General features: G+C 72.2%; 11 protein-coding genes. 10 read left to right on the top strand and 1 reads right to left on the bottom strand.

Translation table 11 applies throughout. The annotated features are described in order from the left end of the window. Nucleotides 1-239: 239 nt before the first annotated feature. The 8 genes from OG711_RS08645 to OG711_RS08610 all read left to right on the top strand — a co-directional run bounded on the left by OG711_RS08645 (nt 240) and on the right by OG711_RS08610 (nt 8229). On the top strand, nt 240-896 hold the full coding sequence (locus tag OG711_RS08645) for a Crp/Fnr family transcriptional regulator (RefSeq protein WP_329558968.1): 657 nt from the start codon (nt 240-242) through the stop codon (nt 894-896). A gap of 147 nt (nt 897-1043) precedes the next feature. Further along, entirely contained in the window at nt 1044-1928 is an 885-nt protein-coding gene (locus tag OG711_RS08640) for a hypothetical protein (RefSeq protein ID WP_329558967.1), read from the top strand. A gap of 317 nt (nt 1929-2245) precedes the next feature. Continuing rightward, the gene (locus tag OG711_RS08635) at nt 2246-2524 is read left to right on the top strand and encodes an S-type pyocin domain-containing protein (protein WP_329558966.1); all 279 of its coding nucleotides are present in this window, start codon (nt 2246-2248) and stop codon (nt 2522-2524) included. Continuing rightward, the gene (locus OG711_RS08630; protein WP_329558965.1) at nt 2514-4577 is read left to right on the top strand and encodes a hypothetical protein; all 2064 of its coding nucleotides are present in this window, start codon (nt 2514-2516) and stop codon (nt 4575-4577) included. Before OG711_RS08635 ends, OG711_RS08630 begins: the two co-directional genes overlap by 11 nt. A 13-nt stretch (nt 4578-4590) precedes the next feature. Beyond that, nucleotides 4591-5319, top strand: coding sequence for a hypothetical protein (locus tag OG711_RS08625; RefSeq protein ID WP_329558964.1), 729 nt, complete (start codon nt 4591-4593; stop codon nt 5317-5319). Next, a complete protein-coding gene (locus OG711_RS08620; RefSeq protein WP_329558963.1) occupies nt 5316-5588 on the top strand; it encodes a DNA-binding protein in 273 nt (90 codons plus the stop codon). The genes OG711_RS08625 and OG711_RS08620 overlap by 4 nt, the downstream gene beginning before the upstream one ends. 82 nt (nt 5589-5670) lie before the next feature. Next, nucleotides 5671-6747, top strand: coding sequence for a hypothetical protein (locus OG711_RS08615; RefSeq protein ID WP_329558962.1), 1077 nt, complete (start codon nt 5671-5673; stop codon nt 6745-6747). A 168-nt stretch (nt 6748-6915) separates the two neighbouring features. Next, entirely contained in the window at nt 6916-8229 is a 1314-nt protein-coding gene (locus OG711_RS08610) for a winged helix DNA-binding domain-containing protein (RefSeq protein ID WP_329558961.1), read from the top strand. Between the two features lie 149 nt (nt 8230-8378). Here the strand turns inward: OG711_RS08610 and OG711_RS08605 are convergent, their stop codons facing one another. Then, nucleotides 8379-9266, bottom strand: coding sequence for a LuxR C-terminal-related transcriptional regulator (locus OG711_RS08605; protein ID WP_329558960.1), 888 nt, complete (start codon nt 9264-9266; stop codon nt 8379-8381). Between the two features lie 117 nt (nt 9267-9383). On the opposite strand from OG711_RS08605, the gene OG711_RS08600 reads away from it, so the two are divergent. Continuing rightward, the gene (locus tag OG711_RS08600; protein WP_329558959.1) at nt 9384-11060 is read left to right on the top strand and encodes an AMP-binding protein; all 1677 of its coding nucleotides are present in this window, start codon (nt 9384-9386) and stop codon (nt 11058-11060) included. Continuing rightward, entirely contained in the window at nt 11057-12694 is a 1638-nt protein-coding gene (locus tag OG711_RS08595; RefSeq protein ID WP_329558958.1) for an AMP-binding protein, read from the top strand. The genes OG711_RS08600 and OG711_RS08595 overlap by 4 nt, the downstream gene beginning before the upstream one ends. Nucleotides 12695-12706: the final 12 nt, after the last annotated feature.

Here is a 12706-nt window from a genome sequence, read left to right as displayed (position 1 = left end):
TTCTACGGGCCACCGACGGGCACGTTCGACGGCGACGGCTCGCCCCGCGCGGCCGGCCGTCCGGGTACCGGGGTGCGGCGCCGGCCCCGGCGGTGAACTCCGCCCGGAACGCGGCCGATTGGTCCGTGGGGTCGGGGAGGCCGTATGAGTGCTTCCGGACTTTACTGCGTAGCATTAGTACACGAGTTCAAAGGGCCAAATTCCTTCTCCTGCGAGGAGAGTGTGTCTAGCATATTCGCATGAGCGAACAATATGTCGGCTCGGCGCGAGCCTTGCGGGATCTGTTGCCGGCGGAGGCGTGGGACGGGCTGACCCGTTACCCGTCCCGGACCTACGCGGCCGACCTGACCCTGTTGCGGCAGGGGACCGAGGGCACCCATGTGCTCGCCCTGACCGGTGGGATGGTGAAGGTGGTCCGCACGGACCGCGACGGTCGGCAGCGACTGCTCGCCTTCCGCGGGCCGGGGGAGATCCTGGGCGAGATGGCACTCCAGGACGGCGGCCGACGGCTCGCCGATGTGCGGACGATGAGCGGGTGCACGGCATCCGTGGTGCCCGCCGAGGACTTCCACCGCCTCGTTCTCCGGCACCGACTGGCGTATCCCCTCGCCCGGCTGGCCTCCAGCCGGTTGCGGGAGCAGACCGAGGTGGGCGACGGTTCCGTGCACGAACGCCTGGCCATGGCGCTGCTCCGGCTGGTCGAGGTCTCCGGGGGGACGCGTTCCTTCTCCCTCACGCGGGAGGAGCTGGCCCAGCACATCGGGGTCGGCCGCAACTCCGTCAGCAAGGCGCTGGCGCGCCTCGGTCCGGACCGTGTGCACGCCACGAAGAGCCGTATCGACGTGACCAGCGTGGAAGGTCTGCGGTCCGCGCTCGCCGGCTTCATCGGCGTGTGACGGTGATGTGACTCACGTCACGGGCTGTCCGCACCCGTGGAGCGGAGCGTCCGCGCCCGCGCTGTGAAGCTCCAGTGGCACGACCATCCGGACGGACACGTCCCTGTCCGGCCCCTGCCGGGCAGGGCTTCACGGAGGAGTTGCCCCATGCGCGAGCACATCGGTGAATTGCCCCGGGGGAGCGCGGCGCCCTTCACCCGCAGCCGCCTCCTGCCCCCCTACCGGGGTGTCCTGGCCGTGGACGCCAAGGGCTTCACGGGACATCCCGCCATCGAGCACGAGGCCATCAGCCGTGCCGTCCCGGAACTCCTCAAGGCCGCCCTGACCCGGGCGGGTCTCCAGGAACTCTGGGACGACCGGGTGTTCCCCAACTCGACCGGCGACGGGTACGTGTTCGGGTTCGACACCGCGCTGATGCCCTTCGTCATCCATCCCCTGCTGCTCGTCCTCCAGGACGTGCTCACCGACTTCAACGTGCTGTCCCACGGAGTGGTGCCCATCAGGCTCCGGGTCAGCCTGCATGTCGGCCCGCTGCCGGACACCGGCGACGAGTTCGGCGGCAACGGGACAGTACGCAACGACACGCACCGGCTGCTCGACTCCCGCCCCGTCAAGGCGGTGCTCGCCTCCCACAAGGAGAACATCACGCACGTCGCGGCCATCCTCTCGGACCGCTGCTACGAGGACGCCGTCGCCGGTGGGTACACAGGGCGTCACCCCGACCACTTCGTGGAGGTCGCCGCGACGGTGGACGGCAAGCCCTTCTCCCAGCGGGCCTGGGTCTACGTACCCCAGCCGTCCGGGCCGCTGCACGAAGAGGCCCCGGACGGCGACGAGGCCGAGGCCGAGGCCCGCGAGGGCACCCGGCCGCTGGGGGGCGCCGGACCGCGCGGCCCCCGCGTGCGGAACAGCGCTCCCCGTGGCGCCATCAACACCGGTACGGTCCACGGCGGTCAGAGCGTGAGCAACCATCACGTCGCCGGGGACCACGTCGAGGGGACCACGGCCGACATCGTCCGGGGTCAGGGCTGACGGACCGGAGCGGGACGAGTTCCCCGCGTCCCGCGGCGACCCGTGCGCGGTCGACCGGATATCCGCATGCGGACGCCAGGTTCCGATGTGGCGTACCGGGCGCGGGAGATGTGCGAACAAGTGGACTGGCGTGTTGCCTCGGAGTGGCACGCCCGTCCTTTCGCGCGCTGATTTCCGTGCCGTCCGCGCATGTGACCGCAGACACCTTCCGTACGCACCACGGAAGCGGACGGGCACCCGGGAATCCGCGAATCTCAAGTCGTCGGGAAACAGCGCATGAGAAATCCCCGGCCAACCGAACGCTTCGAAAGGACGACATGCGAGAAGCGGAAGCGCCCCAGGCGGACGAGGTCATCACCTTGCACCAGCACAAGCATCAGCCCCGGAACCACCGCCCCCGGGCGGCGTCGGCGTCGGAGGAGGCGACCGACCACCGGGAGACGCGGGACGGCGTCGAAGCGGCCGAGCCCGTGCCGACCACGGTGCTGAACGCCGAGCGGGGAATCATCAACACCGGCACCGTCCACGGCGGTCAGCACGTCACGACCGTCGAATTCCCCGGTCACCGTGCCGCCGGAGCCGGTCATGATCTCTGACATGCCTCCGGGCGACGGCCTTGACGCCCTCGTCGCGGCCCTGCCCCCCGAGCGGAACATGGTGGTCCTCGCTCCCCACGGCACGGTCAACACCGGTGTGGTGACAGGCGGCCAACGGCAGACCGTCACCGCCGCGATGGGTGGCGGCCCTGCCGCCGGAACGACGCGGCAGGGACCCGTACGGGCGAAGGACCTGAGGACGGCGCGGCGCCGCTTCATGCCCCCGCCCGGGTTCGAGAGCGCGCTCACGGCACTCGACTCCGGAGTCTCCGTACTGGTCGGAGCGCCGGGGACCGGCCGTGAGACACACGCCCTCAATCTGCTGGCCCACGGCAGGGAGGATCCCGTGCTCCTCCAGGTGGACGGGTCCGTGGACCTCACCCGGTGGGCGCCGCGGTCGCAGGGAGTGCACGGCTATCTCGTGATGGAGCCTCCGGACCCGTTCGCCCTCCGCCCCTGGGACCTGTCCCGGCTGGAAGCGCCCTTGGCGGAGGCGGGGGCACGCCTCCTGATCGTGCTGGCGGAGGCGCCCGGCCTGGCGTCCGACCTCGCGAACCGCCTGGGTACACCGGTCGTCCGGCATCTGCCACCCGACCCACGGCAGGTCTTCGCCGCCCACCTGGCGGACATCTGCTCCGACGAGGAGGTGCGCGGCCGGTTGCTGCGGGCCCTGGGAGCGGGCCACTTCCAGGAGCTGCTGCCCGCGGAACTGCCGCCCCGCCAGGCGGCGCGGGTGGCGCGAGCCGTGGCCCGGCTCGGTTCCACTGGCGGTGCCGACTGCGCCGAGGTGCTGGACGCCCTGGCCCGGGCCGAGGCCCCTGACCTCGTGGCCAGGGCACAGGAAGATCCCGTACTCCTCGCCCATCTGCTCGCGCTCAGCGTCTACGGCGGGCTCGACCGGGACACCGTGGTGGAGCGGGCCTCGGACCTGCTGGAGCTGGCGGGGTCCGGAGGGGAACGGGAGACCGCCGCGCCGCGCTTGTCCCCTCGGCCCGACAGGCCTCCGCAGGGCACGGCACCTCAGCGGCCCCTGTCCGAGACCCTGCGCACTCTCGGGGCGCACCGCACCTCACGCGCGGGGACGGGTGACCCGGACACCCTCTCGTTCTTCTGGCCCGCCGTGGGCGACGCCGTGTGGCGGGTTCTGTGCCGCGAGCACGGGGAACTGCTGCCCCTGCTGCACACCTGGCTCGCCCGCACCGGCGACCGGCCGGACCAGGTCGAACGGGCCGGCCGGGCGGTCGCGGCCATGGCCGCGGGGACCGACGGCCGGACGCTGGACCTGGTGCCGGGTGTGGCGTCGGCCCCGTGGCCCGCGGCCGTCGAGGTCGCCGCCCGGGGGCTGGGCACGGCCCTGCGGGACCCGGCAGCGGCGGCCGGGGCGGCGGAACTGCTGGAGCGGTGGAGTGTCGCGCCCGAGACCGTCCTGCGCAGGGCGGTGGCGTACGCCTGCCGCTCGGACAGCGGGGTGACGACCGCGCAGGCCCTGCTGCTGGCGCACCAGCTCATGGAGACGACGGGCGGTGGCACGGACGAGGTGACCGTCGCGTTCGCGGTCGTGGACGCGCTGGTGCAGCGCTTCGCGACGGGCGACACCCGTACCAGGGGGATCGTCCTGGAGCGGATGCGGACATGGGCCGGGTCGGACGACATGTCGGAGTTGATCGCCGCCCTCGCCTTTCCCGCGATGGCGGGGGCAGACCCCGCCTGGTGCGGCAGCCGGATGCTCACCGGCGGCGAGGCGGCCTCGGAGCTGGTCCGGCTAACCGGACACGCCCTGAACGAGGCGGCCACCTTCGCGTCCATGCGTGACGTCCTTCTCTCCTGGTGCCGCGAGGCGGACGGCACACCGCGGCCGGACCCGGGGCTGGAGGAACTACTCAACGCTCTCACCGAAGCCCGGCAGCCCGGATTCCTCCGCTGGTTGATGGCCGTCGCCCGTGGCCACGACGCGATGCCCGGCAAGGAGACGGCGGCGCGGCTGCTGACGGTGTGGCACGGCAGGACCGCGACCCCGGACACGGACACGGACACGGACACGGACACGGACTGATCAGGAGGAACCGATGTCCCTTCCCCCTCACCCCGGAATCTTCACCTCCGTCGAACGGCGGTACGGCGAACGCAATCCCGCCCCGGAGCTGCGACTGATCGACGGGTCGGACCCCGCGGGCGTCCCGGTCTCCATGCAACTGGCCCGCCGGACGCTCTACGACCGCTCCGCGGACCCCGCGGCGCGTACCGCGCTGTGGCACCAGATCGCGGAGCGGGGGCGCCTTGACGCCGACCGGTCCGACTGGCCTTCGGCGGTGGTGTGGATGGGGCTGCCAGGTCTCAGCCGCACCGCGTCCAGGATCGTCCGCTCCTTCCGCGCGGAGCGACAGGACGTCGAGGCCGAACTCGTCACGTGCTACCTCGAAGCCCTCGCGGAGACCGGGGCGGACACCCCCGATCCGGGCGGCCATATCCTGCGGTCGGCCTGTTCCCGCACCTGGACGGCATGGCGGGCGGTCCGCCCCGAACTGGCCGTGGAGGACGTGGAGTACGTCGGCGGGCGTTCGCCCGGCACGGGCACGGACGAGGTCTGGCAGGCGGACTACGAACCGCCCGTTCGTCCGTCCGGACTCCCGGCCGGGCTGCGCATCACCGTCCCCGCGCACCGCCTCGAAGGCGTACGGATCGGCGCGCTGGCCCAGGCGTGGGGCCTGGCCGGGACGGCCACGGACCTCCGGTACTCGGGCCGGGGCCACCGGGTCGCGACGCTCTCCCTGCGGCGGGTCGGGAGGAACGGATGACCGCTCCCGCCCCGACGCCGCTCACCTTCCGCGAGATCTTCGACCTTCCGGTCAGTGTCGATCTGAGGACGGCGGCCAGGGCCTTCGGTATGTGCCTCGGCACGGCCTACCGGCTCATCGCCCTCGGCACGTTCCCCTGCCCCACGCTCCGGGTCGGGCACCGGCACCGGGTACTCACCACGGATCTGCTGCGCGCGCTGGGCGTCGACGAACGCCCCGTCTTCGCCGACGAGATCGCCGACGGAGTGGCGCTCACCCTTTTCGACTGACCCGGACCCGGACCCGGACCTCCGGCCGGTCACCGATCACCGCCCACAGGGCACATCCCCCAACCATCCGAAGGGCTTCGCCATGCCTACCTGCCTGGCCATCGGGACGACGGCCACCGTCGTTCCTCCCTCCCACCGACCCGTTCCGGACGAGCCCGGCCGACCTGTCCCGGACGAGCGGCGTTCCACGACCTTCTACGACGATGTCGTACGCCCCACCTGCGAAGAGCTCGGTGTCACCTTCGTCCAGGCCGATCAGCTGACGGACGCCGGTCTGCCCGCGGACCAACTGCTGCGCCTGGTCTCCGAAGTGGACATCGTCGTCGTGAGCCTCAGCGGCGCCGACGAGGAGCTGTCCTTCGCGCTGGGGGTACGCCACGCGCTCGGCCGCCGCACCATCCATGTTGCCGAGGGAGCTGTGGCCCTTCCCGGGGCCGGGTGGACCCCCCGCATCGAGATCCCACCGCATTCCACGGCCCCCGACACCGCCCGGCAGCAGCTCACGGCATTGCTGACCGACGCCCTGCGCGAGGTGCCATGCGTGGCTCCGCCTGTCGGTGCGGTGGTACCGGCCGTGGCGGACCCGGTCGGCGAGCCCGACGACGACGGCCCCGGCCTCTTCGATCTGGTGGCGGAGTCCGAGGAACAACTGGCGGCCATCACGGGGGAGATGGCCGATGTGGAGTCCGCGATGGAAGACCTCAAGGCGATGATGGAACTCATGGCCGAGGACATGGTCCGGGCCGGTCGTCCCGGGGCCCCGACGAGCGCGATGCTGGCGGTGATCAACCGGATGGCCAAAGCCATCGACGGGCCGTCCCATGACCTGGAATCAGCGGCCGAACGCTTCGCGGAGCGTATGCGGATCGGCGCCATCGGCTTCACCGCGTGTCTGGAATGGGCGGGGAACACACCCCGCGACGAATGGCCGGACAGCATGCCCGGGCTCCTGGACCAGCTCACCGGGACATCCTTCGAGCTGCGGAGCGATGCGGTCGGCTTCCAGGAGGTGATCACGCTGATCGACATGTTCGGTGCCTCCAGCCGGAATCTGCGCGGGCCCGCCCGGCGGATCGGCACGGCGTTGCGGACACTGTTCCGGAGCTTCACGGTGCTGGAGGAGTGGCAGGGCATGGCCGCGGCCCTCAAGCAGGCCTGACCTCCGACGGCTTCTGCCTCGTCCGAGGGCCGTCCGGGAGGGCGGCCCTCGACGCCGGGCGCAGGAGGAGCCCGCCCCGGTGAGGCTGTTCGCGATTCCGGGTGCGAGGTGTCCCGGAGCCGGCGATCGAGGACAGGAACTGTCCTAAAGCCGCGTTAGCGTGCGGATATGACGACGACGAGGAACAGCGGCGCGCGACGCCTGACGGGACCGGACTCGGACCCGGACCCGGCCCCCGACATCACGGCCGGTACGGGAGCGGCAGGTGTGGCGGCGACCTCGGGCGGTGCGGCAGGGCGTTCCGCCACCACCCGGCGGGGGACCCGGACCCCCTCCGCGTCTTCCCCCGGCCGACGCACCGCCTCCGCCTCCGCCCCCGTGCTCAGCGACCGTGCCCTCGGCCGCGCCACCCTCGCCCGTCAGTACCTGCTCGCGCCCGCCGCCCCGGGCACCCTCACCGTGGCAGAAGCGCTCACCCGCCTCGTCGGTCTCCAGGCCCAGAACGTGAAGCCTCCCTACTACGGACTCGCCGCCCGGATCGAGGACTTCGACCCGCGTGAGCTGTCGGCGTCGATGGAGAACCGCGCCGCCGTGCGGATCGTCACCATGCGGTCCACCATCCACACCCACACCGCCGCCGACGCCCTGACCCTGCGCTCCCTCGTCCAGCCCGCCCTCGAACGGGAACTGCACGGCTTCCGGGCCGGTCTCGTCGGGGTCGACCAGGACCGGCTCGTCGCGCTGAGCCGGGACCTGGTCGAGTCGGAGCCCCGGACCATGGCGCAGCTGCGCGAGGTGCTGCTGAAGGAGTGGCCGGACGCCGACCCGCTGGCGTTGTCGCTCGTCGCGCGCTGCCGCCTCCCGCTGGTCCAGGTCACCCCGCGCGGGCTGTGGCGCCGCAGCGGCCAGGTCGCCCTCACGACCGTCGACCGCTGGCTGGGCCGCCCGCTCGATCCCGAGCCGTCCGCCGAGGACGCGGTACGCCGCTATCTGGCCGCGTTCGGGCCCGCCTCCGTCAAGGACATGCAGACCTGGGCCCGGCTCACCCGGCTGAAGGAGGTCTTCGAACGGCTCCGACCCGAGCTGCTGACCTTCCGCGACGAGCGGGGCACCGAACTCTTCGACCTGCCGGACGCGCCCCGCCCCGACGCGGACACCGAGGCCCCGCCCCGGCTGCTGCCCGAGTACGACAACCTCCTGCTGTCGCACGCCGACCGGTCACGGGTGGTGCCGGCCGAGTACAAGGGCCTCACCTGGCAGGGCAACTACGCGTACCGCGTACTGATGACCGACGGACTGGTCGCCGGGGTGTGGAAGCTGGAGGAGAACGCGGACTCGGCCGTCCTGACGATCGAGCCCTTCGCCCCGCTCGGCCGCGGCCGGCGGGAGGCCACCCTCGCCGAGGGCGAACGCGTGCTGCGCCTGCTCGCCGAACCGTCGGTCACCCACGAGGTCCGCTTCGGCGCCGTCCGGCGGACGTAGCCCCCGGCCTGGCCTGGGCCGCATGGGTAGGCCAGGCCCGGACACTGCCGCGGCCCCGAGCCGATCACACCCCGACCCCGTCCCCGCCCCGTCACACCCGGCCCCGGCCCACACCCCCGTACCCGTAACCGTAACCGTCCCCGTCCCCGTCACGGCAGCAGTCCTGCCCGCCGGGCGGCCACCACCGCCTCCAGCCGGGTGCCCGCGCCCAGCCTGCGCATCGCCGACCTCAGATACGCCTTCACCGTCTCCGGCCGCAGTCCCAGCCGCTCCCCGGCCACCGCGTTCGTCGCGCCCGCCGCGACGCACGCGAGCACATCCACCTCACGCGGTGCCAGCTCCACCGGGGCCGTCCGGACGGTTCGGCCGGGCGGGTCCGGCAGGGGAGCCGTCGCCAGCAGACCGCACGCGGCCAGCAGTTCGGCCCGGAGCGCGGGATCACCGATGCGCGGCACCAGCGTGCGCAGCACTCCGTGCGCCTCCCTGACCTGCTCCCACGCCGCCGTGCCCACCGCCACGCCCGCTCCCGCGCCCATCCCCGCGCCGTCCCGCGGCCGGGGCTCCGCGGCGGCGAGCAGCGCACGGGCCTCGTCCCGGACCACCAGGGCCTGTTCCACGTCGCGGGCCACCGCGACCGCCGCCCCCAGCGTCCGGTCACCGAGCGGCTGGGCGTCCCGCAGCGCCCCGTACAGCACGCCCCGGACCCGGCGGCGGACCACGATCGGTACGGCCAGCACCGAGCGCAGTCCCTCCGCCTGGACGGGCGCGTCGTACTCATGGCTGATGTGCCGGGAAGAGCTGTAGTCGGTGACCGCGCAGGGGCGGGACCGCGCCAGGGCCTTGCCGCCGAGGCCGTTGCCCGAGGAGACCGTGAGGGCGCGCAGCGCGGTCGTCGAGGTCCCGGAGAGCTCCTGGATGCGGACCTGCCGCCCGCCGCTCTCGATCAGCCCGCCGAAGGCCACCGGCAGACCGGTCGTACGGCGCAGCCGCAGCAGCGCCGTCCTGATCTCGGCCGTCCCGACCGTTTCCGCCGCCACCGGCCCGCCTTCCGCCCGTCCGCCGCTCAGCACCCCCGTTCGGGGGTAGTGAGACCTGTATCACGGATCGCACGATGGTAGGCAAGGGTCCGGGTGGAGCCGTGACGAGGAGGACGCATGAACGCGACCAGCGCCACCGACGAGTTCCGTGCCGCGCGGGACTTCCTGCTGCGGCACCGCACCGACCGTGACACCGCGTACGAGGGTTTCCGCTGGCCGCGCCCCGAGCGCTTCAACTGGGCGCTCGACTGGTTCGACGTGATCGCCGAGGGCAACGACCGGACCGCCCTGCACATCGTCGAGGAGGACGGCAGCGAGCGCAGGACGGGGTTCGCCGCGATGTCCCGCCGGTCCGCACAGGTCGCCAACTGGCTGCGGGCGCGGGGCGTCGGCGCCGGGGACCGGGTGCTGGTGATGCTCGGCAACCAGACGGAACTGTGGGAGACCGCGCTCGCCGCGATGAAGCTGCGGGCCGTCGTCATCCCCGCCACCCCGCTGCTGGGACCCGCCGATCTGCGCGACCGGGTGACGCGCGGCGCGGTCCGTCATGTGATCGCCCGGTCGGAGGACACCGCGAAGTTCGACGACGTGCCCGGCGGCTTCACCCGGGTCGCGGTCGGTGCCCCGGTCGCGGGCTGGCTCCGCTACGAGGAGAGCGCCGCCGCGCCCGAGGACTTCGTACCCGACGGGGTGACCCTCGCGGACGACCCGCTGATGCTGTACTTCACCTCCGGGACGACGGCCCGGCCCAAACTCGTCGAACAGACCCATGTGTCGTACCCGGTGGGCCATCTGGCCACCATGTACTGGATCGGCATCCAGCCCGGGGACGTGCATCTGAACATCTCGTCACCCGGCTGGGCCAAACACGCCTGGTCGAACCTCTTCGCCCCGTGGAACGCCGAGGCGACCGTCTTCCTCCACAACTACACCCGCTTCGACGCGGCCCGGCTCATGGCCGCGATGGACCGCGCGCGGGTCACCACGTTCTGCGCCCCGCCGACGGTGTGGCGGATGCTCATCCAGGCCGACCTCGGCGCGCTGCGCACCCCGCCGCGTGAGGTGGTCGCCGCGGGGGAGCCGCTGAACCCGGAGGTCATCGAGCGGGTGCGGCAGGCCTGGGGGGTGACCGTCCGGGACGGGTTCGGGCAGACGGAGACCGCCGTCCAGGTCTCCAACAGCCCTGGTCAGCCGCTGAAGTCCGGTTCCATGGGCCGTCCGAGCCCTGGCTACCGGGTGGTTCTCCTCGACCCGCTGACCGGGGAACCCGGCGCCGCCGAGGGGGAGATCGCCGTCGACCTCGCGGACCGCCCCGTCGGTGTCATGACCGGCTACCACGGCGACCCCGGACACACCGCCGAGGCGATGGCGGACGGCTACTACCGCACGGGCGACGTCGGCTCCGTGGACGCCGACGGATATGTCACTTTTATCGGGCGCCGGGACGATGTTTTCAAGGCCTCCGACTACAAGATCAGCCCGTTCGAGCTGGAGAGCGCCCTGCTGGAGCACGAGGCGGTGGCCGAGGCGGCTGTCGTCCCCGCGCCCGACCCGGTCCGGCTCGCCGTCCCCAAGGCGTACATCGTGCTGGCCGCCGGGCATGAACCGGGCCCGGACACCGCGAAGCTGCTGTTCGAGCACTCGCGGCGGGTCCTCGCGCCCTACAAGCGCATCCGGCGGCTGGAGTTCGCGGATCTGCCGAAGACGGTCTCCGGCAAGATCCGCCGGGTCGAACTGCGGGAACGCACCGCCCGTGACGCGTCGGCCGAGTACCGCGAGGAGGACCACCGATGACCGCCCCCGGCCCCCTCGCGGCCACCGCCCCCACCGCGTCCTACGACCACGGCACCAGCACCGTGCCGCTGCTCGGCGACACCATCGGCGAGAACCTCGACCGCGCGGTCGCCGCCTTCCCCGGCCGCGAGGCCCTGGTCGACGTGGTGTCCGGCCGCCGCTGGACCTACGCGGCCTTCAGCGCCGAGGTGGACCGGGTGGCCCGCGCGCTGCTCGCCAGGGGCGTCCTCAAGGGGGACCGGGTCGGCATCTGGGCGGTCAACTGCCCCGAGTGGATGTTCGTGCAGTACGCCACCGCCCGGCTCGGCGCGATCATGGTCAACGTCAACCCGGCCTACCGCGCGCACGAGCTGGAGTACGTGCTGCGCCAGTCCGGGGTGTCCGTCCTGCTCGCCTCGGCGGGCCACCGCGGCAGCGACTACCGCGTACTGGTCCGCCAGGTCCGGGAGAAGTGCCCCGAACTGCGCGAGACGGCGTTCTTCGGGGAGAGCTCCTGGACGGACCTCCTCGCCGCCGGGGCACCGCACCTCCAGGACCGGCTGACGGCCCGCGCCGCCGAACTGAGCTGCGACGACCCGGTGAACATCCAGTACACCTCCGGCACCACCGGTTTCCCCAAGGGCGCCACCCTCTCCCACCACAACATCCTCAACAACGGCTACTGGGTGGGCCGTACGGTCGGCTACACCGAGGCGGACCGCATCTGTCTGCCGGTGCCCTTCTACCACTGCTTCGGCATGGTCCTCGGCAATCTCGCGGCCACCACGCACGGCGCCTGTGTGGTGATCCCGGCCCCGTCCTTCGACCCCGTCGCCACCCTCCAGGCCGTCGAACAGGAACGCTGCACCGCCCTGTACGGCGTACCGACGATGTTCATCGCCGAGCTGAACCTCCGTGACTTCGCGATGTACGACCTGTCGTCGCTGCGCACCGGGATCATGGCGGGCTCGACGTGTCCGGCCGAGGTGATGAAGCGGGTCATGTCGGAGATGAACATGGCCGAGGTGTCGATCTGCTACGGCATGACGGAGACCTCCCCGGTCTCCGCGCAGACCCGCCGCGACGACGACCTCGAACGCCGCACCGCCACGGTGGGCCGGGTCCTGCCGCACACCGAGGTGAAGGTCGTCGACCCGGTCGACGGGACGACCCTGCCGCGCGGCACCGCCGGTGAGCTGTGCACCCGGGGCTACGGCGTGATGCTCGGCTACTGGGACGAGCCCGAACGGACCGCGGAGGCCGTCGACCCGGCACGGTGGATGCACACGGGTGACCTCGCGGTGATGCGCGAGGACGGCTATGTGGAGATCGTCGGCCGGATCAAGGACATGATCATCCGCGGTGGCGAGAACATCTACCCCCGGGAGATCGAGGAGTTCCTCCACCTCCATCCGAAGATCGCCGATGTGCAGGTCGTCGGCGTGCCCGACGAACGGTACGGGGAGGAGGTCCTGGCCTGTGTCATCCCCCGTGACCCGGACGACCCCGTCACCCTGGACGAGCTGCGGGCGTACTGCCACGACCGGCTCGCCCACTACAAGATCCCCAGCAGGCTGCGACTCCTCGACGCCTTCCCCATGACGGTCAGCGGCAAGGTCCGCAAGATCGAACTCCGCGAGAGATACGCGGACTGAGACGTCCGGGCC

This window comes from Streptomyces uncialis (assembly GCF_036250755.1).
Lineage (GTDB): Bacteria > Actinomycetota > Actinomycetes > Streptomycetales > Streptomycetaceae > Streptomyces > Streptomyces uncialis.
The sequence above is the reverse complement of the archived record's forward strand: the minus strand, read 5'-3'. Positions and strand labels throughout refer to the sequence as shown.